This is a genomic window from Mycobacterium sp. 134 (assembly GCF_048282715.1).
Taxonomy (GTDB): Bacteria; Actinomycetota; Actinomycetes; order Mycobacteriales; family Mycobacteriaceae; genus Mycobacterium; species Mycobacterium septicum.
Map to the genome: position 1 here is coordinate 5,403,601 of NZ_JBLVUN010000008.1, position 25,233 is coordinate 5,428,833.

At 65.8% G+C, this 25,233-nt stretch carries 20 protein-coding genes; 2 read left to right on the forward strand and 18 right to left on the reverse strand.

The window, feature by feature from the left end:
• Window positions 1–28: 28 nt before the first annotated feature.
• The 8 genes from ACNQVK_RS30715 to ACNQVK_RS30750 all read right to left on the reverse strand — a co-directional run bounded on the left by ACNQVK_RS30715 (window position 29) and on the right by ACNQVK_RS30750 (window position 7,439).
• A complete protein-coding gene (locus ACNQVK_RS30715; protein ID WP_418032528.1) occupies window positions 29–871 on the reverse strand; it encodes a cutinase family protein in 843 nt (280 codons plus the stop codon).
• Between the two features lie 153 nt (window positions 872–1,024).
• Window positions 1,025–2,215: an elongation factor Tu gene (gene tuf, locus ACNQVK_RS30720; protein WP_029106828.1), complete on the reverse strand. Its 1,191-nt coding sequence runs from the start codon at window positions 2,213–2,215 to the stop codon at window positions 1,025–1,027.
• Window positions 2,216–2,303: 88 nt separating this feature from the next.
• Entirely contained in the window at window positions 2,304–4,406 is a 2,103-nt protein-coding gene (gene fusA / locus ACNQVK_RS30725; RefSeq protein ID WP_409550157.1) for an elongation factor G, read from the reverse strand.
• Between the two features lie 87 nt (window positions 4,407–4,493).
• Window positions 4,494–4,964 carry a 30S ribosomal protein S7 gene (gene rpsG / locus ACNQVK_RS30730; RefSeq protein WP_003881868.1) on the reverse strand — a complete coding sequence of 157 codons (471 nt, stop codon included), beginning with the start codon at window positions 4,962–4,964 and terminating at the stop codon, window positions 4,494–4,496.
• Complete coding sequence (rpsL, locus tag ACNQVK_RS30735) at window positions 4,964–5,338, reverse strand: 30S ribosomal protein S12 (protein WP_003881867.1); 375 nt, start codon at window positions 5,336–5,338, stop codon at window positions 4,964–4,966. The genes rpsG and rpsL overlap by 1 nt, the downstream gene beginning before the upstream one ends.
• 279 nt (window positions 5,339–5,617) lie before the next feature.
• Entirely contained in the window at window positions 5,618–6,241 is a 624-nt protein-coding gene (locus tag ACNQVK_RS30740) for a TetR/AcrR family transcriptional regulator (protein ID WP_044516056.1), read from the reverse strand.
• Window positions 6,242–6,321: 80 nt separating this feature from the next.
• Complete coding sequence (locus ACNQVK_RS30745) at window positions 6,322–6,831, reverse strand: DUF3558 domain-containing protein (protein ID WP_418032529.1); 510 nt, start codon at window positions 6,829–6,831, stop codon at window positions 6,322–6,324.
• Between the two features lie 23 nt (window positions 6,832–6,854).
• On the reverse strand, window positions 6,855–7,439 hold the full coding sequence (locus ACNQVK_RS30750) for a DUF3558 domain-containing protein (protein ID WP_090424589.1): 585 nt from the start codon (window positions 7,437–7,439) through the stop codon (window positions 6,855–6,857).
• A 132-nt stretch (window positions 7,440–7,571) separates the two neighbouring features.
• Here ACNQVK_RS30750 and ACNQVK_RS30755 point away from each other — a divergent pair, with 132 nt between their 5' ends.
• Together ACNQVK_RS30755 and ACNQVK_RS30760 are read left to right on the forward strand one after the other, a co-directional pair.
• Window positions 7,572–7,961, forward strand: coding sequence for a DUF3060 domain-containing protein (locus ACNQVK_RS30755; RefSeq protein WP_418032530.1), 390 nt, complete (start codon window positions 7,572–7,574; stop codon window positions 7,959–7,961).
• A 33-nt stretch (window positions 7,962–7,994) separates the two neighbouring features.
• A complete protein-coding gene (locus ACNQVK_RS30760; protein ID WP_044516050.1) occupies window positions 7,995–8,411 on the forward strand; it encodes a DUF3060 domain-containing protein in 417 nt (138 codons plus the stop codon).
• Here ACNQVK_RS30760 and ACNQVK_RS30765 read toward each other — a convergent pair.
• The 10 genes from ACNQVK_RS30765 to ACNQVK_RS30810 all read right to left on the reverse strand — a co-directional run bounded on the left by ACNQVK_RS30765 (window position 8,408) and on the right by ACNQVK_RS30810 (window position 25,046).
• Window positions 8,408–9,175, reverse strand: coding sequence for a crotonase/enoyl-CoA hydratase family protein (locus tag ACNQVK_RS30765; protein WP_418032531.1), 768 nt, complete (start codon window positions 9,173–9,175; stop codon window positions 8,408–8,410). The two genes, ACNQVK_RS30760 and ACNQVK_RS30765, sit on opposite strands and share 4 nt — an antisense overlap.
• Window positions 9,172–9,903 carry a PaaX family transcriptional regulator C-terminal domain-containing protein gene (locus ACNQVK_RS30770; protein ID WP_418034437.1) on the reverse strand — a complete coding sequence of 244 codons (732 nt, stop codon included), beginning with the start codon at window positions 9,901–9,903 and terminating at the stop codon, window positions 9,172–9,174. Before ACNQVK_RS30770 ends, ACNQVK_RS30765 begins: the two co-directional genes overlap by 4 nt.
• A gap of 1 nt (window position 9,904) precedes the next feature.
• Window positions 9,905–10,819, reverse strand: coding sequence for a crotonase/enoyl-CoA hydratase family protein (locus tag ACNQVK_RS30775; protein ID WP_418032532.1), 915 nt, complete (start codon window positions 10,817–10,819; stop codon window positions 9,905–9,907).
• Window positions 10,816–12,441, reverse strand: coding sequence for an acyl-CoA dehydrogenase family protein (locus ACNQVK_RS30780; protein WP_418032533.1), 1,626 nt, complete (start codon window positions 12,439–12,441; stop codon window positions 10,816–10,818). Before ACNQVK_RS30780 ends, ACNQVK_RS30775 begins: the two co-directional genes overlap by 4 nt.
• A 56-nt stretch (window positions 12,442–12,497) precedes the next feature.
• Window positions 12,498–13,661, reverse strand: coding sequence for a hypothetical protein (locus ACNQVK_RS30785; RefSeq protein WP_418032534.1), 1,164 nt, complete (start codon window positions 13,659–13,661; stop codon window positions 12,498–12,500).
• 94 nt (window positions 13,662–13,755) lie between these two features.
• Window positions 13,756–14,886: a phosphatase PAP2 family protein gene (locus tag ACNQVK_RS30790; protein ID WP_418032535.1), complete on the reverse strand. Its 1,131-nt coding sequence runs from the start codon at window positions 14,884–14,886 to the stop codon at window positions 13,756–13,758.
• 64 nt (window positions 14,887–14,950) lie between these two features.
• Complete coding sequence (locus tag ACNQVK_RS30795) at window positions 14,951–15,703, reverse strand: deoxyribonuclease IV (RefSeq protein ID WP_418032536.1); 753 nt, start codon at window positions 15,701–15,703, stop codon at window positions 14,951–14,953.
• Between the two features lie 192 nt (window positions 15,704–15,895).
• A complete protein-coding gene (locus ACNQVK_RS30800; RefSeq protein WP_418032537.1) occupies window positions 15,896–19,849 on the reverse strand; it encodes a DNA-directed RNA polymerase subunit beta' in 3,954 nt (1,317 codons plus the stop codon).
• Between the two features lie 36 nt (window positions 19,850–19,885).
• Entirely contained in the window at window positions 19,886–23,395 is a 3,510-nt protein-coding gene (locus ACNQVK_RS30805) for a DNA-directed RNA polymerase subunit beta (RefSeq protein WP_044519215.1), read from the reverse strand.
• 565 nt (window positions 23,396–23,960) lie between these two features.
• Entirely contained in the window at window positions 23,961–25,046 is a 1,086-nt protein-coding gene (locus ACNQVK_RS30810; RefSeq protein ID WP_211157711.1) for an ABC transporter ATP-binding protein, read from the reverse strand.
• Window positions 25,047–25,233: the final 187 nt, after the last annotated feature.

Genomic DNA, 25,233 nt, shown 5'->3' on the forward strand with positions numbered 1-25,233 from the left:
ATCAGATTAGCGCCCTGGACCACTCAAATCAGGAGTGAACGACTCCACCCGCCGAGCCACCCGTCGGTACGACCTGCTGCTGCATCGGTGACGGGCCCAGCATCCGGTACAACGGCCAGGTCCACCGGTATCCCCCACTGGCCGACCGGGCATAACTGGTGTGCACGGCGATCGCGGTGGCGGTCACCTCGTCGGCGTCCTCGTCATAGTCGCAGACCGCGTCGCCACGATCGCACACACTGATCGTGCGACTGCCGACCGACACTGGCAGCGGGGCCGGAGCGTGGGCCAGGATCGGCCAGTCCTGCGCGACGCCCTTACCGGTTCCGGGCAACGCGGTCGCGGTGCCCAGATTGACAGTGGGGTCGGCGGGCAACCGGTCACCGTCGGCGACCAACAGCGCGGCGGCCAGATTGGGGCTCGCTGACAACGCGGCCAGATTGCGGTGGACCACCATCGCGCCCTGCGAATAGCCGGCCAGCACGACCTCGCTGGCGGGGCACTGCTGGGTGAAGGCCGCGTACTGGTTGCCCAGCGCCGCCACCCCGGCATCGACACTGCTCATGAAGCCGCCCCAGCCCAGCAGATCACCGTCGGCGGGGACCGGCGCCGCGGGGTAGGCCACGGCCTCGGCGGTCATGGTCCGCCCGTCCTGTTGCACCCATTGCCCCAAGTCGCGCAAGGAGTTGTAGACCACCCGGCCCATGCCTGCATCAACTGTCGGATCGTCACGCTCGCCGGAGCCGGCGACGCCGATCCAGTGCACGTCCGGGCACCCCGGCGCGGCCTGCGCCGGGCTCGCTGCGGCCAGACCAACCGTCGCGCCACCGAAAACCACCGCCGCGGCCAGCGCCCATATCCGTCGCACCATGTCTGCCCCAACCCGTGTAGACAACCTATGCAAGAAAGATCGTCTCATCTATCACAGGCGTTACACCGGGCCCAGCACCAACACGCCTGAAAAACAAAAACGGCGCTCACCCGAAGGTGAGCGCCGCTCTCGCAGTGCTAGGTCAGATCACAATTACTTGTTGATCTTGGTAACCCGGCCGGCGCCGACGGTACGGCCGCCCTCGCGGATCGCGAAGCGCAGGCCCTCGTCCATGGCGACAGGCTGGATCAGCTTGACGGAGATGTCGGTGTTGTCACCGGGCATCACCATCTCGGTGCCCTCGGGCAGGGTAACCACGCCGGTCACGTCCGTGGTACGGAAGTAGAACTGCGGGCGGTAGTTGTTGAAGAACGGCGTGTGGCGGCCGCCCTCGTCCTTGGACAGGATGTAGACGCTGCCCTCGAACTCGGTGTGCGGGGTGGTGGTACCGGGCTTGACCACAACCTGGCCACGCTCGACGTCCTCGCGCTTGATGCCACGAACCAGCAGACCGACGTTGTCGCCGGCCTGGCCCTGGTCGAGCAGCTTGCGGAACATTTCCACACCGGTGACGGTGGTCTTGGTCGTGGTCGGGCGGATGCCGACGATCTCGACCTCTTCGTTGACGTTGATCACGCCACGCTCGACGCGACCGGTCACCACGGTGCCACGACCGGTGATGGTGAAGACGTCCTCGACGGGCATCAGGAACGGCTTGTCGGTCTCGCGAACCGGATCCGGGATCGACTCGTCGACCGCGTCCATCAGGTCCTCAACCGACTTGACCCACTTCGGGTCACCCTCAAGCGCCTTCAGCGCGGAGACCCGGATAACCGGGGCGTCCTCGTCGAAGTCCTGAGCGGCCAGCAGTTCGCGGACCTCCATCTCGACGAGCTCGATGAGCTCCTCGTCGTCCACGGCGTCCGACTTGTTCAGCGCCACCAGGATGTAGGGCACACCCACCTGGCGGGCCAGCAGCACGTGCTCGCGGGTCTGCGGCATCGGGCCGTCGGTCGCGGCGACCACCAGGATCGCGCCGTCCATCTGGGCGGCACCGGTGATCATGTTCTTGATGTAGTCGGCGTGACCGGGGGCGTCCACGTGGGCGTAGTGCCGCTTTTCGGTCTGGTACTCCACGTGGGAGATGTTGATCGTGATGCCGCGCTGACGCTCCTCAGGCGCATTGTCGATCTGGTCGAATGCGCGCGACTCGTTCAACTCGGGGTACTTGTCATGCAGAACCTTGGTGATTGCTGCAGTAAGCGTCGTCTTGCCGTGGTCAACGTGACCGATGGTCCCGATGTTGACGTGCGGCTTCGTCCGCTCGAACTTCGCCTTCGCCACTGTGGTGTCCTCCTGGACTTGTTGGTGCTTTTCCTAAAAGCAGTGATGATGTGTTCAGTTGTGTGCCGCGACAGTTGCCGCGACGAGCTTACTGACCCGTCGCCTTCGCGATGATCTCCTTCGCCACGTTCGCCGGAACTTCGGCGTACGAGTCGAACACCATGGAGTAGTTCGCCCGGCCCTGGGTCTTCGACCGAAGGTCGCCCACGTAGCCGAACATCTCCGACAGCGGCACCTGCGCCTTGACGACGCGCGCACCGCTGCGCTCCTCCATGGCCTGGATCTGACCACGGCGGGAGTTCAAGTCGCCGATCACGTCGCCCATGTAGTCCTCGGGCGTCGTGACCTCGACAGCCATGATGGGTTCCAGGATGACCGGCTGGGCCGCCTGCGCGGCCTTCTTCAGCACCTGCGAACCCGCCACCTTGAACGCCATTTCCGAGGAGTCGACCTCGTGGTAGGCGCCGTCGAGCAGCGTCAGCTTCAGGTTCACCAGCGGGTAGCCGGCGAGCACGCCGTACTGCATGGCGTCCTGCGCACCGGCATCCACCGACGGGATGTACTCGCGCGGGATGCGGCCACCGGTGACCTTGTTCTCGAACTCGTAGGTCGCGCCGTCCTCGCCGACGAACGGCTCGAGGTCGACGAGCACCTTCGCGAACTGGCCCGAGCCACCCGTCTGCTTCTTGTGGGTGAACTCGACCTTCTCCACCTTGCGGCGGATGGTCTCGCGGTAGGCCACCTGGGGCTTACCGACGTTGGCCTCGACCTTGAACTCGCGACGCATGCGGTCCACCAGGATGTCCAGGTGCAGCTCGCCCATACCGCCGATGACGGTCTGGCCGGTCTCCTGGTCCAGGTGCACCTTGAAGGTCGGGTCCTCTTCGGCGAGCTTCTGGATCGCGGTGCCCAGCTTCTCCTGGTCACTCTTGGTCTTGGGCTCGATCGCCACCTCGATCACCGGATCGGGGAAGGTCATCGACTCCAGCACGACCTGCTGGTTCGGATCGCACAGGGTGTCACCGGTGGTGGTGTCCTTCAGGCCGATCACGGCGTAGATGTGACCAGCGGAGGCCGACTCGACCGGGTTCTCCTTGTTGGCGTGCATCTGGAACAGCTTGCCCAGACGCTCCTTCTTGCCCTTGGTCGCGTTGATGACCTGGGCACCGGACTCGACCTTTCCCGAGTACACGCGGACGTAGGTGAGCTTGCCGAAGAAGGGGTGCACGGCGATCTTGAATGCCAGCGCGGCGAACGGCTCGTCGGTCGACGGCTTGCGCAGGACCTCTTCGTCCTCCTTGCCGGGGACGTGGCCCTTGACGGACTCGACGTCCAGCGGCGAGGGGAGGTAGTCGATCACGGCGTCCAGCATCGGCTGCACACCCTTGTTCTTGAACGCGCTGCCGCACAGCACCGGGTACAGCTCGCTGTTCACGGTCAGCTTGCGGATCGCGCCCTTGATCTCGTCGATCGTGAGCTCTTCGCCGCCGAGGTACTTCTCCAGAAGCGCCTCGTCGGTCTCGGCGACGGTATCCATCAATTCGCTGCGGTACTCGGCGGCCTTGTCGGCCAGATCCGCGGGGATCTCGACGGTCTCGTAGCTCTCACCGAGCTTCGTCTCGCCGCGCCACACCTTGGCGTTCATCTCGACCAGGTCGATGATGCCCTCGAAGTCGTTCTCGGCACCGATCGGCAGCTGGATCACCAGCGGCTTGGCGCCGAGGCGGTCCTTGATGGTCTGCACGGTGAAGTAGAAGTCCGCACCGAGCTTGTCCATCTTGTTGACGAAGCAGATCCGGGGCACGTCGTACTTGTCGGCCTGACGCCACACCTGCTCGGACTGCGGCTCAACACCCTCCTTGCCGTCGAAGACGGCAACGGCACCGTCGAGCACACGCAGGCTGCGCTCCACCTCAACGGTGAAGTCGACGTGCCCGGGGGTGTCGATGATGTTGATCTGGTTGTTGTTCCAGAAGCAGGTGACGGCTGCGGAGGTGATGGTGATACCACGCTCCTGCTCCTGCTCCATCCAGTCGGTGGTGGAGGCACCGTCGTGCGTCTCACCGATCTTGTAATTGACGCCGGTGTAATAAAGGATGCGCTCGGTCGTCGTCGTCTTGCCGGCGTCGATGTGCGCCATGATGCCGATGTTGCGGACCTTGTTCAGGTCAGTCAGCACGTCCTGTGCCACGGAAGTCTTCCCAACTCTTTCGCTTGCTTGATTAGGTGTTCGATTGCGCGCTTACCGGCACCCGACGCTGGATGCCGGGCGCGGGTGTCACCAGCGGTAGTGCGCGAAAGCCCGGTTCGCTTCGGCCATCTTGTGAGTGTCCTCACGACGCTTCACAGCGGCACCCAGGCCGTTGCTGGCGTCCAGGATCTCGTTGGCGAGGCGCTCGATCATGGTCTTCTCGCGACGGGCCTTGGAGAAGCTGACCAGCCAACGCAGGGCCAGGGTGGTGGAGCGATCGGGGCGGACCTCGACCGGCACCTGGTAGGTGGCACCACCGACGCGGCGGCTACGCACCTCGAGGGCGGGCTTGACGTTGTCGAGCGCGCGCTTCAGGGTGACGACCGGGTCGGTGCCGGTCTTGTCGCGAGCCTGCTCCAGCGCACCGTAGACAATGCGCTCGGCCAGTGACTTCTTGCCGTCCAGCAGAACCTTGTTGACCAGCTGGGTGACCAGCTGCGACCCGTAGACCGGATCGTTGACCAACGGGCGCTTCGGCGCGGGACCCTTGCGCGGCATCAGCTCTTCTCCTTCTTGGCGCCGTAGCGGCTACGGGCCTGCTTGCGGTTCTTGACACCCTGGGTGTCGAGCGAGCCGCGGATGATCTTGTAACGGACACCGGGGAGGTCCTTCACACGACCACCGCGCACCAGCACCATCGAGTGCTCCTGCAGGTTGTGGCCCTCACCGGGGATGTAGGCGGTGACCTCAACGCCGCTGGTCAGCTTCACGCGAGCGACCTTGCGAAGCGCCGAGTTCGGCTTCTTCGGGGTGGTGGTGTACACGCGGGTGCACACGCCACGGCGCTGCGGGCTGCCCTTGAGGGCCGCGGTCTTGACCTTCGCGACCTTGTCGCGGCGACCCTTGCGGACCAGCTGGTTGATGGTTGGCATGTACCGGCTTTCTCTGTGTTGCTCTGCTGCTTTTTTGCTGTTCTAAGTCTCTGTACTGCAGTTATCCCCCGGTCGCGTACCCCGCGTCCGGGCGTGTCGCACGTTCTTACACCGGTGGAATTCCGATGCGTGTTAGACATGCAAATTGGCCCGGCGTGCGGGCACGCTTGCGAAACACTCAGCCGCATGCGCCTTCCGGCCAGGCACGATCTACCACGATACCAGGGCTGGCCGCGCCGAACCAAACCCGCTCACGAGAACCTAATCCCAGGTCAGACGCTACGACTCTCGTTGCCCCATACCTGCGGCCAGTCGTCGCAGCATATCGGTGAACACCGCATCGGTGTCGATGTCGTCCATCACACCCGTCATTTCGAGCAGGACGAAGCCGTGCAATGCCGACCAGAACTGCAGTGCGGCATAGAAGGCATCCTCGCCCTGCAACCCATAGGAGGTCAGCACTTCGATGACCGGACCGGCTGCCGCCCTGGTGGCTGCCGAGTACTCGGGATCGTCTCCGCCGAAAGGCATCCGGGTGAACGCGGAGTAGCGACCGGGATGGTGATGGGCGTAGCTGCGGTAGGCACTGGCCATCACAGCCACTGCATCGTCACGGGTGCGGCCGGAGCCAACGGTGTTGAGCATCTCGATGATGTCGTCGATCACCCGCATCCGGACCGTGCGACGCAAGTCGTCAAGGCTCTGCACATGGTTGTAGAGCGACGGGCCCTTGGTGCCGAGCTGGCCGGCCAGCGCGTTGATGGTCAGGGCATCCCAGCCCTCACGGTCCAGGAACGTCAGCGCGGCGTTGACGATGGCGTCACGGCTGAGCTTGGTGGTCCGAGCCGGCCGCGACTGGGAACGTCGGGCGCCGGCCACCTGTGGCTCCGGCCGAGCTGACATTTGGGCACTGCCTTCGAGTCGAAGTGAGGACGTCCCCCGTTGGGGTCGCCGTGAAACTGTAGCCCCTCTGACAGCGCAGATCAGTTCATCCGGCCCTGACTGAGCCGGGCGAGTTTCTCGGTTACCTGACACAGATCAGGCAGCGTGGCCGGGTTCATGGTCTGAATCGACCAGGTGATCACATCCTCACCCTTGGCCACGTAGATACTGCACACATTCGCGTCCGCCGCGCGGAATCCCTGATTGCCGTCGATGGACAGCTCGGTGAGCGTGCGTCCGGCCCGGGTCTCCAGGGTCCGCTCGGTGTCCATGTCACTCCCCCGGTACCACCAGGTGGAGATGCCCATCCCGGCACCGAAGGTGCCCAGGACCGAATTCTCCTGCCAGAAACACCCGGTATCGCTGACCACGGCCTTGGTGAACATCGACGAGCCCACAGCATCGGCGATGTCGGCGTCGGTGACGCCGTTGCAGTCCGCGCCGTGAAAACCGCCGCCGGCGGGAGCCGGCTCCGGAGCCGGCGGTGCGTCCGTCGATCCACACGCCGTCAGCAGCGCCGCTGCGGCTGCGACGCCGGTCAGACACCTCATTGCGAGGTAGCGGTGTGCCACGGTCAGAGTTCCGATTGAAGCGTGGCCGACAGCAGCTTCTTCGCGTCCTGGCACGGATCACCCTTGGCGGCTTGTCCGGCAGCACCGGCACCGCGGAACTGCACCCACCAACTGATCACGCCCGACCCGGCCGACGCGGTCGCCCAGCAGGCCGCGCCCGTCACGTCGCGGCGCGCCACGAACGCCTGGTGCCGCTCCACCACGACATCGGTGATCTGCGCATCCCGGCTGCGGGCCACCGCTCGCTCACGCTCCAGCGAGCCCTTCTCGAACCAGGAGAAGATCACGTCGAGCATCGCGGGCGAGCCCGCATTCGGCTCGGCGCCGGGCTGGGTCTTGCGCGACAACACGTACTGGCAGACCGCACCGCTGTACGGGCGCACGACATTGTCGGCAGCCAGGATCTCCTGGATCGTGCTGTCGACGAGCAGCCCGCAGCGGTCGTCGACGTATCCGAAACTGCGGTCTGGGTCGGCGGTATCGGCCGACGCGCGCTGGGCAGCCCCGTCGATGGTGTGCGAACACCCCGCGACGGTCACCACGGCTGTGACTGCCACGGCAGCAGCCTGAACAACACACCGACGCATTGCTGAACACGGTACCCAGCACCGACACAGCACGCGACCTGTCGGCGAACGCCCGTCAAACTGGTCAACACTTGCCGCGACGAGAAGGGGGCCACGTACTCTTCTCGCAGCGGATCGGAAGGGGAATTCACCGTGAATTGGACAGCTGTGGGCCGGAGGATGATTGTCGGGCTGGCGGCCGGCACGCTCGCGTTGCCGCTGGCGCTCACCGTCGGTGCGCCCGGCGCCGCAGCCAAGAACGGTGACACCACCGTTACCGGCCAGGGCATCGAACAAACCATTGACTGCAACAACGCCACGCTGTTCGTCAACGGAACCGATATCCGGATCACCGCGTTGGGCACCTGCTGGGCGGTCGCCGTGCAGGGGTCGTCCAACGTGATCGTCGCGGACAACGTCATCAACGACGTCACCGTGTACGGCTCCAACCAGACCGTGTTCTTCAAGAACGGTGATCCGATACTCGTCGACCGTGGCCGTGAACTGGGGATGACCAACCAGATCAGTCGCGTCCCCGCCTGACCCAAAGCTCAAGGCAGAAAGCAGAGACTTACCGTGTTCACCCGTTTCCCCCACACCCAGTTGATCCTCGGGATCGGCGCCGCGGCTGCGGCGTTCACCCTCGCGGCATGTGGTTCCGAAAGTTCGGACACCACCACCCCGAGCGCCACCGCGGGACAGTCCGGGGTCAACGTCGAGGTCGGCAACACCATCAACTACATGTCGGTCGGCACCACGACCGACATCGACTGTGCCGACGGCAAGTCGCTCACTGTCGGCGGCACCAACAACACGCTGACGGTGAAGGGCACGTGCGCCAATGTGAACATCGGCGGATCCGACAACAAGATCACCTTCGAGCGGATCGACAAGGGTCTGACGATCATCGGGCTGAACAACACCGTCACCTACGCGGCGGGCGATCCGAAGGTCACCAACACCGGCAGCAACAACAAGGTCAACAAGGGTTAATCGGCGCTGGCGCCGTGCCGGCCCGCTCCCCCGGCGAACCGACCGGCGCCATGGGCGGCCTCTTCCGCGACGCGGGCGATGCTGGCGAATTCGAACTCCATTGCCGCCTGCTCGGATTCGCCCCACTGGTGCAGTGCTGACAGGCGGTCGGCCCGCAGACACTGCTGAGGCAGCCGGGACAGTTCGCCGGCCAGTTCCTCTGCCGCCGCGCGGGCCTGGCCGGTGGGCACCACCCGGTTGGCCAGGCCGATCGCGTGGGCTTCGGCCGCGTCGACGGCGCGCCCGGTCAGGATCAGGTCCATGGCCCGGCTCTGCCCGATCAGCCGGGGCAGCCGCACGGTGCCACCGTCGATCAGCGGCACTCCCCAGCGGCGGCAGAACACCCCGAGCACGGCGTCCTCCTCGACCACACGCAGGTCACACCACAACGCCAGTTCCAAACCGCCGGCCACCGCATGGCCGCCGATCGCGGCGATCACGGGCTTGGACAGCACCATGCGGCTCGGCCCCATGGGTCCGGGCCCGACGGGGTCGAGCCGGTTCATCTCCGGTGTGCCGAATGCTTTGAGATCCGCACCGGCGCAGAATGTTCCACCCGCGCCGGTCAGAACGGCAACGGCGGCATCGTCGTCGGCGTCGAACTGCTCGAACGCGGCGAACAGGGCCGCGGCAGTGGGACCGTCGACCGCGTTGCGGGCGTGCGGGCGGTCGATGATGACCGTGGTCACCGGTCCGTTGCGTTCAACCCGGACAGCTTCGGTCACGTTGCCTCCATGAGTTCGTTCTGATCGCGCCGATCGACGAGTTCGGCGGCGAAGCCGTTGTAGGCCTTGCGCAACTCGGCGCCCGGCCAGCTACCCGGCAGGAGATCGTCGGGCAGGACCGGGTCCACGAGAAGGTGCCGCACGATGCCGGCCGCCGCGACGAACCGCCCCGGAACGTCAGCCGCAGCGGCCATCTCGTCCAACAAACGCTCGCCGGCGTGCCGCCAGCCGGGGAGGTCCCACAGCGTCGCGGCCAGTCCGGCCGGATCGGCGTCCCGCGTGTGCAGGACCCGCACCCGGCCGGTGATCTCCTGCGGCAACACCTGGTCGAGATTGTCCGGGCGCATCCACACACCCTCTCGCAGTTCACCGAACCGGTACTGCTGCAGGGTGTTCCGCAGCGAGGCCCGGGTGCGGGCATCGGTGCCGACACTGGTGATCACCAGCGTCAGCCATTGGCCGTCATTCTCACGCAATCGCGGATCGATCGCGTCGTCCTGGCGGCGCTGCCGGGTCAGCAGCCGGTCCGACAGTCGATAGCCGTCCTCCGAGCGAACCAGGTCGCCGGCACTGACCATGCGGGTCAGCGCCACCCTCAGCGTCGGCTCCTTGATGTCGAAATCGGCCGTCAGCCTGATCAGTTCGGCCGCACTCGCCCACGCCGGGTGGGCACCGAGCAGCACGCTCAGCACCACCGAGCGGGCCGTCATTCGTTTGAGCCCGGCCATGTCAGACCCCGGACGACCTGCGTCCGTAGTCACCCATCGGCTCGTCGCGGTGGCGCACCGCCTCACGGAAGCCGTGTTCGACCGCGTCGGCCACGAAGGCGTGCCCTTCGGGAGTGTGCCGGGCGATGCCGTCGAACACCGTACTGACCATTCGGCTGGTCGCCACGCCCTGCTGCAACAAGGCGGAGTTGCAGGCCAGCTTCGCCATGATGAGCTGGTTGACCGGCATGGCGGCGATGCGTGCGACGAGGCGCTCGGTGCGCTCGTCGAGGTCTTCGGGCTCGGGGGCCTCGACGGCGAGACCCCATTCGGCGGCCTGCGCGCCGGTGATGCAATCCCCGGTGAACAGAAGGCGTTTGGCGCGTTGATCCCCCAGTCGATGCGCCCACAGGCCGGCGGCCGGGACACCCCACACCCGCATGGGCGGGTAGCCGATCTTGGCGTCGGATGCGGCGATCACCTGGTCGGCGTGCAACGCGATGTCGGTGCCGCCGGCCACGCAGTAGCCATGGATCTTGACCACCGTGGGCTTGTCGGCGTGCATGAGGCTGGAGAAGCCGCGCACGAACCGGCTCATCATCTGGTAGTCGACCATCGGATCCCACGGTTGATCCGGAAGATGGTTGATCGCCTGCGTCCTCCCGGACAGCACGGTCCCGTCGTAGCGGCCGCCCCCGGCCTCGCCGGTCCCGTCGGCGTAGGCGGACAGGTCGAATCCGGCGCAGAAGCCCTCACCTCGGCCGGACACCAGGATCACGTGCACGTTCGGGTCGAGGTCGGCGCGCTCGACCAGGGCCTGCAGTTCCACCGGGGTGTCGGCGACGATCGAGTTGCCTTTTTCGGGGCGGTTGAACGTGATTCGCGCTATCCGATCGGTGACCTCGTAGGTCATCGTCTTGAGCGTGTCGACGCTCATCCCTTGACCAGGGCACGCTCGAGGATCGGCGCCAGGTCCAGCCCGGTCGGCAGGGTGCCGAAGGCCTGGCCCCACTGCCCGCCGAGCCTGCTGGCCAGGAAGGCCTCCGCCACGGCCGGGTGTCCGTGACGCACCAGCAGCGCGCCCTGCAGGGCCAGCGAGATGTCCTCGGCGACCTTGCGGCCCCGGTAGGTGATGGTCTCCAGATCCTGCAGGTCGTTCTGCAGCGTGGTGACGTGGCGGTCCAGCCGCGGGTCCTGCCCGGCGGTCCTGGAGAGTTCGTCGAAGAGCACCTCGATGCTCTCCGGCCGGGTTGCCATGGCGCGCAAGGTGTCCAATGCGCTGACGTTGCCCGAGCCTTCCCAGATACCCATCAGCGGGGCCTCCCGGTACAGCCGGGGCATGCCCGAGTCCTCTACGTAGCCGTTGCCGCCCAGGCATTCCATCGCCTCGGCCGCATGCGGGGTGGCCCGCTTGCAGACCCAGTACTTGCCGGCGGCCAGGCCGATACGGCGCAGCAGCGCCTCGCGCTCGTCACCTCGGACCGCCTTGTCGGTGGCACCGGCCATCCGCATCGCCAGCATGGTCGCCGCCTCGGCCTCCACGGCCAGGTCGGCGAGCACGTTGCGCATCAGCGGCTGATCGATCAGGTAGGCGCCGAACGCCTTTCGGTGCTGGGCGTGGTGCACGGCACGGGTCAGGCCGCTGCGCATGCTCGTGGCGCTGCCCAGCGTGCAGTCGAGCCGGGTGAGGTTGACCATCTCGATGATGGTCGGCACACCGCGACCCTCCTCGCCCACCAGCCAGGCGGTGGCGCCGTCGTACTCGACCTCGCTCGAGGCGTTGGCGTGATTGCCGAGCTTGTCCTTGAGCCGCTGCAGGAACATCCGGTTGCGGCTGCCGTCGGGCAGGATGCGCGGCAGGAAGAAACAGCTCAGCCCGCCCGGCGCCTGGGCGAGCACCAGGAAGATGTCGCACATCGGGGCCGAGGTGAACCACTTGTGGCCGCGCAGTGAGTAGGTGCCGTCGCCGTTGGGCGTGGCTTCGGTGGTGCCGGCGCGAACGTCGGAGCCGCCCTGCTTCTCGGTCATCGACATGCCCGCGGTGATACCGGCCTTCGTCGTCGCGAGCTTCAGTTCGGGGTCGTACACCCGGCTGGTCAGCAGCGGCTCGTAGATCGCGGCCAGTTCCGGGTTGAACCGCAGCGCGGGGACGACGGCATAGGTCATCGAGATCGGGCAGACGTGCCCGGGCTCGACGGTCCACACCGAGGTCTTGGCGGCCCGCACGACGTGGGAGCCCTCGCGGTCGTCGGCCCACGGGGCGCCGTGCAGACCGTGGGTGACGGCCACATTCATCAGCTCGTGGTAGGCCGGGTCGTATTCGACCTCGTCGACCCGGAACCCGTAGCGGTCATGGGTGTGCAGCACGGGACGGTTGCGGTCGGCCAGTTCACCCCAGCGCTGAGCCCGGGCGCTGCCGTTGATCGCGCCGAGTTCGTGCACCTCGTCAACGCCCCACTCTCCGCCTTCACGGATGAGGGCCTCGGCGAGCACCGGGGAGGTGGCGGGGTTGTAGTCCTCCAGCGTGGGGACCTGATTGGTGACGACGTGTGTGGCCATGCGCCCAGTGTTACAAATTCTCGACAACCGCACAATAGTTGTAATGCACCGACCGCTCAGGTGGCCGCGGCCTTACGCGGCGGCGGGATGGTGTCGGCGCCACGCACGCTGTTCAGCACCGTCTGCCCCTGCTGATCGATCAGCCTGGTGAACAGCTGCTGGGCGTAGCCGAAGACCAGACCCCACGCCAGAATCTGTGCCGAGGTGTCCAGTGCGTTCAGCCCGGGAACGAACTGCCCGCGCATCAGCAGCAGACCCAGGACGGCGGTCAGCGCCCCGGTCGGCAGCTTGAGGGCGGCCAGGGCCACCGGGATGCCATAGCGTTCCGAGGAGCCCCGAACATGGCTGATGGTCGCGGCGGCGGCGATCGCGGCCGCGACGAGCCCGATCAGCTCGACCACGATCAGATCCGTGGGTTTGGCTGTCTCAGCCACCACGTCGTCGATGTCCCTGTCCTTGGCCGACGGCTCGACTCCTGCCCGCCGCGGGGTGAACGGCGCCGACTGGTCGGTCGGGCACACCACGGTGACCTCATCGCCGTCCTGCGGCGCGAAACACAACGGCATCAGTGTCGGCTTGAAGAATCCCAGCACCGCCAGAACGACAACCAGAACCGACAGCAGCGCCGTGGTGCTGACGACGATGTTGCGGAAACTGCGCAACCGGATGTTCTCCCGCAACGCCGCGGAGCTGGCTGCCCGCACGGTCGCCACGATCTGGTCCCGCGCGGCCTCGACCTTCTCCGATGTCGAACCACGATCGGTGTTGAGGTTGCGTACCAGCCGCTCGAACTCCTGCCGGCCGGGGTCGGTCGACCGGAGATGACGCTGGACATGCCGCAGCAGTGACGGCAGCTGCCCGGCCAGATATTCGGTCGGCGCCAGGTTGAGCAGCTGCGCCTCGGCGGCGTCGAGGTTGCTCATCGCGCGCTCGAGCAGCGGACCGTTGCGGGACAGCCGGATTCGCATGCCGAGTTCCGGCTTCTTGCCCGACGCCGCATCCCTGGCCGCACTGAGATGGCATTTGATCGCTTTCGCCAATGCCGAATCGATGTCGCGCGAACTGTTCTGGGCCAGGAAGTCCGTCAACGTCTCGAGCTCGAAAGCCCGGGTCAGGGTGCTTTCCCGCCAGGCGACCCACACCGGTCCGCCGACGGGCCGAAGGGCATCGATGCGGGGCAGCGGGTTTGTCGGGGCCGGCGGCGCCTTCGTGATGATCACGATTACCTCCTCACCTGGATGGGTGATGGTGATGACCGTAAATTCCACCGATCGCATTCGGCACGCGTAGTCGACTACTCGATAAACGCCGGACTCACGAGCGGGAAGGGTCTGCGACCTCCAGACCGGGGTCCGGCATCGGGTCCTCACCGGCGGCCGCAGGTTCGGCCCCGCAGGCACGCGTCTGGCGCGCTTCGTACCGATTGAGCGCGAACAGCACCGCTGCCGCCAAGGCCCAGCCGAGCAGGATGTCGACCACGTAGTGCTCGGCGGTGTACACCAGCGTGAAGGCCATGATCAGCGGATAGGCCACCAGCACCGGCCGCCATCCTCGGTTCACCCGGTTCCACAAGAACACCGCGACCGCAGCGGTGAGCCCCGCGTGCAAAGACGGGATCGCCGCGACCAGGTTCACGCTGGCCTGTCCCTGATCGATCAATGCCGTTGCGGTATGCAGATTGAGCTTGCCCCAGCCACGGGTGACGATCCGTTCGATCCACTCGTGCGCGCCGTCGCGACCACCCTGCATGACGCCGAGGAGGCCTCCGTCGACCGCTTCGCGCGCCGATCGGAACATGCATCCGGGCCCGGACGGGCCGCCGTCGACGTCATCGGCACTGCACCGCGCCGCTGCCCACGGCGGAGCGGCGGGCAGCAGTGCGTAGATGATCAGGGCCGCGAACGACAGCCCGACGAACAACCGTACGAACCGCTTCCACTCTTCACGGTCACGCAGCCACAGCACACCCGCGACGACGTAGGGAAGGATGAAGAAAGACATGTACACCGTGCTGATCACGACTTCCCACCACGGCGGGTGCAGCAGTTTCAGCCGTTCCTGCAGCCACACCGTGGGCACCGTTCCGAAGAACAGCCAGCGATCCGCGTCGACCTGCCAGTGCCACATGGTGGGCCGGCCGACCAGGGTGGCCGCGCCGCGGCTCAGATCGTAGGCGGCCAGCACCACGGCGAACGGCAGCCAGTCGCGGATCACGTAGAGCATCCGCCGGCCCTGGCCGATGCTCGCGGCGAGCAAACCGGTGGCGATATAGAGCAGCAACAGTTCTCGGTTGAACGCGAAACCGTCGGTGGCGGTGCGATAGACGACCACGGTCGCCCACACGAGGATCGCGATGTACCGCAGAATTCGCAGTCGACGAGCACGGTCATTGGTGCCCCATTGCGCTGGGGCTTCTTCCGTTACCGAGTCATCAACCGCGGTCACAGAGGTGACGTTAGTTCACCTTTGCTTCACGATGCCGTTGAAAACGGTTCAGGTCGCGAACGTGTCAGCCGGCGTGCTCGCGCAGAAACGCGATGTCGTCCTTGCGTCCCTCTTCTGCGGTCTCACAGATCACCGGAGCATCGGCTGCGTTGACCACCGCGGCCAGCAACTGCGGATCGATCTGCCCAGCACCGAAATTCGCGTGGCGGTCGGCACCGGAGCCGGCCGCATCGCGGGAATCGTTGCAGTGCACCAGGTCGATGCGCCCGGTGATGGCCTTGATCCGGTCGACGGCGTCGATCAGCGCCTCCCCCGCCGCCCACGCATGGCACGTGTCCAGGCAGAAGCCGATTCCTTTGTCCCCGATGCGATCCCACAACCTGGAGATGGTGTCGAAATGCCGTGCCATGGCGTGATCGCCGCCCGCGGTGTTCTCCAGGTACACCGGCACGTCGGTGTTCAGCGCATCGAGGGCCTTGACCCAGCGCTCGAACCCGGCCTCCATGTCGTTGTCATCGGCATGGCCGCCGTGCACGATCACCGCGGTGGCGCCGATCTCGGCCGCGGCGTCGCACGTGTCCTGCAGGATCTTGCGGGACGGAATCCGCACGCGGTTGTTGGCCGAGGCGACGTTGATCAGGTACGGCGCATGCACGTACAGCGGGACCGCCGATGCCTTCAACACCTCGGCGTCCTCGCGGGGCTTGGGCTTCTTCCAGCTCTGCGGGTTGCCGAGGAAGAACTGCACCACGTCGGCGCCGTCCGCGGCGGCTGCGGCCAATGGGTCGGTGTTGTCTACATGCGAACCGATGAGCACGCCGCCAAGTCTAGGTGCGCGGGCCGACACGTCGGGGTCCCGTTGTCCGCCGCGCTACAGCGACGATCGTAAGCATCGCGTCACCCCGATCTGAGGGGGCGTCAAGATATTTGACGGCGTCCGGAAACAACACGCGACCATGCCCACGCACGAAAAAGCCCCCGCACAGGGCGGGGGCTTTTCCGTGAACTACTAGCGGTAGTCCGAGTATCCGTAATCGTCCAGCGGCACCGCAGCACCGGTGGCCTGGCCGAAGTCCGGGCTGTAGTACTGATCCTCGTAGGACGGGATCGTGTACGCCGCAGCGCGGGCCTCTTCGGTCGGCTGCACCTGGATGTCGCGGTAACGGGCGATGCCGGTACCGGCCGGGATCAGCTTGCCGATGATCACGTTTTCCTTCAGACCCTGCAGCTTGTCGCTGCGGCAGTTGATCGCCGCATCGGTGAGCACACGCGTGGTCTCCTGGAACGACGCCGCCGACAACCACGAATCCGTGGCCAGCGATGCCTTGGTGATACCCATCAGCACCGGACGGCCGGCCGCGGGCTCGCCGCCCTCGGCCACGACCCGACGGTTCTCGGTCTCGAACTCGGCGCGCTCGGTGAGCGAGCCGGGCAGGAACTCCGTGGCACCCGAATCGATGATCGTGACGCGACGCAGCATCTGCCGGACGATGACCTCGATGTGCTTGTCGTGGATCGACACGCCCTGGGCCCGGTAGACCTCCTGGACCTCCTTGACGAGGTGGATCTGCACCTCGCGGGGGCCCTGGACACGCAGAACCTCGTGCGGATCCGCGGAGCCTTCCATGAGCTGGTCGCCGACCTCGACGTGGTCACCGTCGGACAGCACGCCTTCGGACCCGTCCTCGTGGGTGATCACGCGCAGGCGCTGACGCTTGGAGAGCTTGTCGTAGACAACTTCCTCGCCACCATCGTCGGGAACGATGGTGATCTTGAAGAACTTGTCGCTCTCCTCCAGCCGGACCCGGCCCGCGACGTCGGCGATGGGCGCCTTGTTCCGCGGAATACGGGCCTCGAACAGCTCCTGCACGCGAGGCAGACCACCGACGATGTCGGCGCCACCGGTAACACCACCCTGGTGGAAGGTACGCATGGTCAGCTGAGTACCGGGCTCACCGATGGACTGGGCGGCGACGATGCCGACGGCCTCGCCGATGTCGACCAGCTTGCCGGTGGCCATCGAGCGGCCGTAGCACTTGGCACACACACCGGCGGCCGAGGCACAGGTCAGCACGGAGCGGACCTTCACCTGCGTGATGCCGGCAGCCAGCAGCGCGTCGATGGCCGGGTCACCCAGGTCATGGCCGCGCTCGATGACGACGTTGCCGTCGGCGTCGACCGCGTCGGTGGCCAGGGTCCGGGCGAACGCCGAGGTCTCGACGTGCGCATCCCGGATCAGCGAGCCGTCAGCGGCGCGCTCGGCCAGGTGCACGATGATGCCGCGCTCGGTCTCACAGTCGGTCTCGCGAACGATGACGTCCTGCGACACGTCCACCAGACGACGGGTCAGGTAACCCGAGTCGGCGGTACGCAGAGCGGTGTCGGCCAGACCCTTACGAGCACCGTGGGTGTTGATGAAGTACTCCAACACCGTCAGGCCCTCACGGAACGAGGACTTGATCGGGCGCGGGATGAACTCACCCTTCGGGTTGGTCACCAGACCCTTCATGCCTGCCAGGGTGCGGGTCTGGGTGAGGTTACCCGTGGCGCCCGACTTCACGATCGTGATGATCGGGTTGTCGGCCGGGTAGTACTCCTCCAGCGCCTTACCCACCTCTTCGGTGGCGTCCTGCCAGATCTTGACCAGGGACTCGTTGCGCTCGTTGTGGTTCAGCGCGCCGCGCTGGTACTTGCGCTCGATCGCCTCGGCCTCGGCCTCGTGCCGCTCCAGGATCTCCTGCTTCTGCGGCGGCACCAGAACGTCGGCCATCGAGACCGTGACACCCGAACGGGTGGCCCAGTGGAAACCGGCGTCCTTGAGCTTGTCGACGGTCTGCGCCACCACGATCATCGGGAAGCGCTCGGCCAGATCGTTGATGATCCGGGCCTGGACCTTCTTGTGCATCTGCTCGTTGACGAACGGGTAGCCCTTGGGCAGCAGCTCGTTGAAGAGCACCCGGCCCAGCGTGGTCTCCGCGGTCCAGGCGTCGCCCGGCTTCCAGCCGTTCTCGAACAGCTCGGCCTCGACGGCGGCCGGCGGACGCTGCTGCGTCAACCGCACCTTGATCTTGGCGCGCACCGACAGAGCACCGCGGTCCAGCGCCATGATCGCCTCGGCGGGCGAGCTGTACACGCCCTGCTCGGCACGATCCTTGGCGGCGGCCACGTACTCGCCGACGTCGCCCGTGACCTCGGTGGTCAGGAAGTACAGACCGGTCACCATGTCCAGACGCGGCATGGCCAGCGGCTTACCCGACGCCGGGGACAGGATGTTGTTCGAGGACAGCATCAGGATGCGGGCCTCGGCCTGGGCCTCTGCCGACAGCGGCAGGTGCACGGCCATCTGGTCACCGTCGAAGTCGGCGTTGAACGCCTCACACACCAGCGGGTGCAGCTGGATGGCCTTGCCTTCCACCAGCTGCGGCTCGAAGGCCTGGATACCCAGGCGGTGCAGCGTAGGTGCACGGTTCAGCAGCACCGGGTGCTCGGCGATGACCTCTTCGAGGACATCCCACACCTGGGGACGCTGACGTTCCACCATGCGCTTGGCGCTCTTGATGTTCTGCGCGTGGTTCAGGTCGACCAGACGCTTCATCACGAACGGCTTGAACAGCTCCAGAGCCATCAGCTTGGGCAGACCGCACTGGTGCAGCTTGAGCTGGGGACCGACCACGATGACCGAACGGCCCGAGTAGTCGACACGCTTACCGAGCAGGTTCTGACGGAAGCGGCCCTGCTTGCCCTTGAGCAGATCGGACAGCGACTTGAGCGGACGGTTGCCCGGACCGGTGACCGGCCGGCCACGACGGCCGTTGTCGAACAGCGCGTCCACCGACTCCTGAAGCATGCGCTTCTCGTTGTTGACGATGATCTCGGGCGCGCCGAGGTCGATCAGTCGCTTGAGCCGGTTGTTGCGGTTGATCACGCGGCGGTACAGGTCGTTCAGGTCGGAGGTGGCGAAACGGCCACCGTCGAGCTGAACCATCGGACGAAGCTCCGGCGGGATCACCGGGACGGCGTCCAGCACCATGCCCAGCGGGGAGTTGCCCGACTGCTGGAAGGCCGCGACGACCTTCAGGCGCTTGAGGGCACGCAGCTTCTTCTGGCCCTTGCCGTTCTTGATGGTGTCGCGCAGCGACTCGGCCTCGGCCTCGATGTCGAAGGTCTCGATGAGCTTCTTGATCGACTCCGCGCCCATGGCACCGGTGAAGTACTCGCCGTAGCGGTCCTGCAGCTCGCGGTACAGCACCTCGTCGACGATGAGCTGCTTGGGAGCCAGCTTGGTGAAGGTGGTCCAGATCTCGTCGAGCCGGTCCAGCTCACGCTGGGCCCGGTCACGGAGCTGACGCATCTCACGCTCGCCGCCGTCGCGCACCTTGCGGCGCACGTCGGACTTGGCACCCTCGGCCTCGAGCTCGGCCAGGTCGGCCTCGAGCTTCTGGGCGCGGGCCTCCAGGTCGGAGTCACGCTGGTCCTCGACGGCCTTGCGCTCGACGGCCATCTCGGCCTCGAGCGTGGACACCTCGTTGTGGCGCATCTCGTCGTCGACCGAGGTGATCACGTAGGCCGCGAAGTAGATGATCTTTTCCAGATCCTTCGGGGCCAGGTCGAGCAGGTAGCCCAACCGCGACGGAACACCCTTGAAGTACCAGATGTGCGTGACGGGTGCGGCCAGCTCGATGTGGCCCATCCGCTCACGACGCACCTTGGCGCGGGTCACCTCGACGCCGCAGCGCTCACAGATGATGCCCTTGAAGCGGACGCGCTTGTACTTGCCGCAGTAGCACTCCCAGTCGCGAGTAGGTCCGAAGATCTTCTCGCAGAACAGGCCGTCCTTCTCAGGCTTCAGCGTGCGGTAGTTGATGGTCTCCGGCTTCTTGACCTCGCCGAAGGACCAGTTACGGATGTCGTCCGCGGTGGCGAGGCCGATGCGGAGTTCATCGAAGAAGTTGACGTCTAGCACGTAACTCCCTTTCCCCTTTCGGGACTAGAAAACAACTCAGGCGAGATCTTCGACAGAGGCGGACTCGTTGCGTGACAGGTTGATGCCGAGGTTGGCAGCAGCGCGCTCCAGGTCCTCGTCGTCACCGTCACGCATCTCGATCGCCGCGCCGTCGCTGGAGAGCACCTCAACGTTGAGGCACAGCGACTGCAGCTCCTTGAGCAACACCTTGAACGACTCCGGGATACCGGGTTCGGGGATGTTCTCGCCCTTCACGATCGCCTCGTACACCTTGACGCGACCGACGGTGTCGTCGGACTTGATCGTCAGCAGTTCCTGCAGGGTGTAGGCGGCACCGTAGGCCTGCATGGCCCAACATTCCATCTCACCGAATCGCTGGCCACCGAACTGCGCCTTACCACCGAGCGGCTGCTGGGTGATCATCGAGTACGGGCCGGTGGAGCGAGCGTGGATCTTGTCGTCCACCAGGTGGTGCAGCTTGAGGATGTACATGTAGCCGACCGTCACCGGGTACGGGAACGGTTCGCCACTGCGGCCGTCGAACAACGTCGCCTTGCCGTCGGCATTCACCATGACGTCGCCGTCACGGTTGGGCAGCGTCGAGCCGAGCAGGCCGGCCAGCTCCTCTTCGCGCGCACCGTCGAACACCGGGGTGCTCACGATGCTGTCGACCGGGGCCGAGTGCAGACCATCGGGCAGCCTGCTCGCCCATTCCGGCGTTCCCTCGGCCACATCGATGTTCCAGCCGGCCTTGGCCACCCACCCGAGGTGAGTTTCCAGGATCTGGCCGATGTTCATACGACGCGGCACACCGTGGGTGTTCAGGATGATGTCCACCGGAGTGCCATCAGGCATGAACGGCATGTCCTCGACGGGCAGGATCTTGCCGATGACGCCCTTGTTGCCGTGGCGTCCGGCGAGCTTGTCGCCGTCGGAGATCTTGCGCTTCTGGGCCACGTAGACGCGGACCAGCTCGTTGACACCGGCGGGCAGCTCGTCGTCATCCTCACGCGAGAACACGCGGATGCCGATGACCTTGCCGGACTCGCCGTGGGGCACCTTCAGCGACGTGTCGCGAACCTCGCGGGCCTTCTCACCGAAGATGGCACGCAACAGGCGCTCCTCCGGGGTCAGCTCGGTCTCACCCTTCGGGGTGACCTTGCCGACCAGGATGTCGCCGTCGCGGACCTCGGCGCCGATGCGGACGATGCCGCGCTCGTCGAGATCGGCCAGCACCTCATCTGAGACGTTCGGGATGTCCCGGGTGATCTCCTCGGCGCCCAGCTTGGTGTCGCGGGCATCGATCTCGTGCTCTTCGATGTGAATCGAGGTGAGCACGTCCTCTTCGACCAGGCGGTTCGAGAGGATGATCGCGTCCTCGTAGTTGTGACCCTCCCACGGCATGATCGCCACGAGCAGGTTCTTGCCCAGGGCCATCTCACCGTTCTCGGTGCACGGACCGTCGGCGACGACCTGGCCGGCCTCGACACGCTGCCCGGCGTCCACAATCGGACGCTGGTTGGCACAGGTGCCGTGGTTGGACCGGGCGAACTTGCGCATCCGGTAGGTGTGCCGGGAGCCGTCGTCGGCCATCACGGTGATGTAGTCCGCCGAGACCTCCTCGACGACGCCCGCCTTCTCCGAGACGATGACATCGCCTGCGTCGATCGCGGCACGCAACTCCATGCCGGTACCGACCAGCGGGGCCTCGCTGCGCACCAGCGGAACCGCCTGGCGCTGCATGTTGGCACCCATCAGGGCGCGGTTGGCGTCGTCGTGCTCGAGGAACGGGATCATCGCGGTCGCGACAGACACCATCTGGCGCGGCGAGACGTCCATGTAGTCGACGTCGGACGGGGCCACGTTCTCGACCTCGCCACCCTTACGGCGGACCATCACGCGGTCCTCGGTGAAGCTGCCGTCCGCGTCGATCGGCGAGTTGGCCTGCGCCACGACGTGGCGGTCCTCCTCGTCGGCGGTCAGGTAGTCGATCTGGTCGGAGACCACACCGTCGACGACCTTGCGGTACGGCGTCTCGATGAAGCCGAACGGGTTGACCCGGGCGTACACCGACAGCGAGCCGATCAGACCGATGTTCGGACCCTCAGGGGTCTCGATCGGACACATGCGGCCGTAGTGGCTGGAGTGCACGTCGCGGACCTCAAGGCCGGCACGCTCACGGGACAGACCGCCGGGGCCCAGCGCCGACAGACGACGCTTGTGGGTCAGACCCGACAGCGGGTTGTTCTGGTCCATGAACTGCGACAGCTGGCTGGTGCCGAAGAACTCCTTGATCGCCGCCACGACGGGACGGATGTTGATCAGGGTCTGCGGCGTGATCGCCTCGACGTCCTGGGTGGTCATGCGCTCGCGCACGACGCGCTCCATGCGGGAGAGGCCGACCCGGATCTGGTTCTGGATCAGCTCACCGACGGTGCGCAGACGACGGTTACCGAAGTGGTCGATGTCGTCCACCTCGACCGGGACCTCGACGCCGCCGGGGACGGTCATCGTGGTCTGGCCCTCGTGCAGACGCACCAGGTACTCGATGGTCGCGACGACGTCTTCCTCGGTGAGGGTCGACGACGTGATCGGCTGGCCGGCGTTCAGGCCCAGCTTCTTGTTGACCTTGTAGCGGCCCACGCGGGCCAGGTCGTAGCGCTTCTCCTTGAAGAACAGGTTCTCCAGCAGGGTCTGCGCGGACTCCTTGGTCGGCGGCTCGCCCGGACGCAGCTTGCGGTAGATGTCCAGCAGCGCCTCGTCGGGACCAGCGGTGCTGTCCTTCTCGAGGGTGCCCATCATGATCTCGGAGAAGCCGAAGCGCTCCACGATCTGCTCGTTGGTCCAGCCCAGCGCCTTCAGGAGCACGGTGACCGGCTGACGACGCTTGCGGTCGATGCGCACACCGACGGTGTCGCGCTTGTCGACGTCGAACTCCAGCCACGCACCGCGGCCGGGGATCACCTTGACGCTGTGCAGCGTCTTCTCGGTGGACTTGTCGATGCTGTCGTCGAAGTACACGCCGGGAGAACGCACGAGCTGGGACACCACGACACGCTCGGTGCCGTTGATGATGAAGGTGCCCTTCTCGGTCATCATCGGGAAATCACCCATGAAGACCGTCTGGCTCTTGATCTCACCGGTGTTGTTGTTGATGAACTCGGCCGTGACGAACAGCGGAGCCGCGTACGTCATGTCCTTGTCTTTGCACTCGTCGACCGGAGCCTTGACCTCGTCGAAGCGCGGGTCGGAGAAGCTCAACGACATCGAGCCCGAGAAGTCCTCGATCGGCGAGAGCTCTTCGAGCACCTCTTCGAGACCGCCCTTGGGGTTGGTCTCGCCACGATCGACGGCCTTCTGGCGCCATCCGTCCGCTCCGACGAGCCAGTCGAAGGAATCGGTCTGAACGTCGAGTAGCCCCGGAACCTCAAGCGGTTCACGGAGCTTTGCAAATGAAACTCGGTTCGGTGCTCCTGGGACGGAGTTATTGGTGTTAGCGTTCGCTGTGCTCTGGCTAGAGACTGCCAAGATGCATCCTTCCAGCACCTCATGCGACTTTCCGGAGAGCTGGTACGCCGGTCCGTTGGCCGCGATTCTGCGTCGGTTCGGCTGACTGTTTCCTACTTCAGCTCGTCCAAAACCCCATACGCACGGCACTAAGGACTAGGTGCTGAGCAACGCTCAGGCTAGAACTACGATGTGCAGGTCAGGTGAGATGGGCAGGATGCAGCCAGCGCAACGTCCAACAATAGCGCAGAACGGCGCATTCCTCAACCACCACATATCCACTGCATGAATTGGGTCACCCGGCGCTGGCTGGCGTCCCTAAACCCTTCACACATGCTGCCCAACAGATTGGCCTGTCCATGGCCGTCCGTCAAGAGGTGACGCGCGGTTTGGTGCGGCGAACTGTCCCCCGGGCCGCAGCGCCGGCAAACTGCCTGCTGAGCCCGCCTACGCCGGACCCAACCCTGGCGCAAGACCCCCGATGGGCAGGCCCGCTGTCGCCGGCTGGTCGGCCCGTCCGGCGTCGACGATGCCCACAGCGCGGATCATTGCCCACGAAACAAGTCAGGCCGGGCCCGAGGGCCCGGCCTGACTTGTTCGAAACTCAGCTCTGGTGAGGAACCTCGATGGCTCCGGTCGGTGCGTCGTCCTCGACCGGGCGGTGGTGGCGGGCGGTGGGCTCGTCGCCGAACTGGTGCACCGGCAACTTGTGCGTGCCCTCGAGGTCGTCGAGGATCGCGGCCTGCGCGGCGGGCGGCAGGGTGTGCAGGATCTCGCGCACGCGGGCCTGGCGGCGGGCCACGGCCTTGCGTTCGGGCATACCGGGAGTGGCCATCAGCTGCGGCGGCACACCCTCGATCTCCTCGACACCGCCATCGTGCTGGCCGGCCTCGATCATGGCCTGCTCAGCGGCTGCGGTTGCCTCGTCCTTCTCCTCCGACATACCGATCGGCCCGATACGGCGGCCGTTGAGGAACTGCTTGACGACGGGTTCCTCGCTGGTCAGCAGCACCTCGCGGGGGCCGAACATGACCAGCTGCTTGCGGAACAGCATGCCGATGTTGTCGGGCACGGTCCGGGCGATGTTGATGTTGTGCGTCACGATCAGCACCGTGGCGTCGATCTGCGCGTTGATGTCGATCAGCAGCTGGGACAGGTAGGCGGTACGGACGGGGTCCAGACCGGAGTCCGGCTCGTCGCACAGGATGATCTTCGGGTCGAGCACCAGCGCCCGGGCCAGGCCGGCGCGCTTGCGCATACCGCCGGAGATCTCACCGGGGAACTTGTGGCCGTCGTTGGGCATACCGACCAGGTCGAGCTTCTCCATGACGATGTTGCGGATTTCGCTCTCGCTCTTCTTCGTGTGCTCGCGCAACGGGAAGGCGGTGTTGTCATAGATGTTCATCGAGCCGAACAGCGCGCCGTCCTGGAACAGCACACCGAACAGGGTGCGGATCTCGTAGAGCTCCTTGGCCGAGCACTCGAGGATGTTGGTGCCGTCGATGACGATCGAGCCGCGCTCGGGGCGCAGCAGGCCGATCAGGGACTTCAGGAACACCGATTTACCGGTACCCGACGGGCCCAGCAACACGCTGACCTCGCCCTCGGGAACCGTCAATGTGACGTCTTCCCAAATCTTTGACGATCCGAAAGATTTGCTCAGTCCCGTCACATCGATCTGGACGCCCATAAAGATCCTTCCGCCTACGGCTCACCCCGCCACCTGCTGCGGCCTGTGGCTTGAGTCACCATAGCGCACGGCGCACCGCCCACACATGCTTGTCTCCCAATATCCGGGAGTACCCGGACCCTGGGCGAACCAATCCTGCCCATACAAGCAAAGAACCCCCGAATCCGTAGGGATTCGGGGGTTCTTG

Coding starts and splice junctions, on each gene's coding strand:
- ACNQVK_RS30780 (WP_418032533.1), bottom strand. CDS start 12,441: ATGGCCACACACGTCGTCACCAATCAGGTCCCCACGCTGGAGGACTAC.
- ACNQVK_RS30810 (WP_211157711.1), bottom strand. CDS start 25,046: ATGGGCGTCCAGATCGATGTGACGGGACTGAGCAAATCTTTCGGATCG.
- ACNQVK_RS30740 (WP_044516056.1), bottom strand. CDS start 6,241: ATGTCAGCTCGGCCGGAGCCACAGGTGGCCGGCGCCCGACGTTCCCAG.
- ACNQVK_RS30775 (WP_418032532.1), bottom strand. CDS start 10,819: ATGAGCGTCGACACGCTCAAGACGATGACCTACGAGGTCACCGATCGG.
- ACNQVK_RS30745 (WP_418032529.1), bottom strand. CDS start 6,831: ATGAGGTGTCTGACCGGCGTCGCAGCCGCAGCGGCGCTGCTGACGGCG.
- ACNQVK_RS30750 (WP_090424589.1), bottom strand. CDS start 7,439: ATGCGTCGGTGTGTTGTTCAGGCTGCTGCCGTGGCAGTCACAGCCGTG.
- ACNQVK_RS30715 (WP_418032528.1), bottom strand. CDS start 871: ATGGTGCGACGGATATGGGCGCTGGCCGCGGCGGTGGTTTTCGGTGGC.
- rpsG (WP_003881868.1), bottom strand. CDS start 4,964: ATGCCGCGCAAGGGTCCCGCGCCGAAGCGCCCGTTGGTCAACGATCCG.
- ACNQVK_RS30770 (WP_418034437.1), bottom strand. CDS start 9,903: ATGGCCGGGCTCAAACGAATGACGGCCCGCTCGGTGGTGCTGAGCGTG.
- rpsL (WP_003881867.1), bottom strand. CDS start 5,338: ATGCCAACCATCAACCAGCTGGTCCGCAAGGGTCGCCGCGACAAGGTC.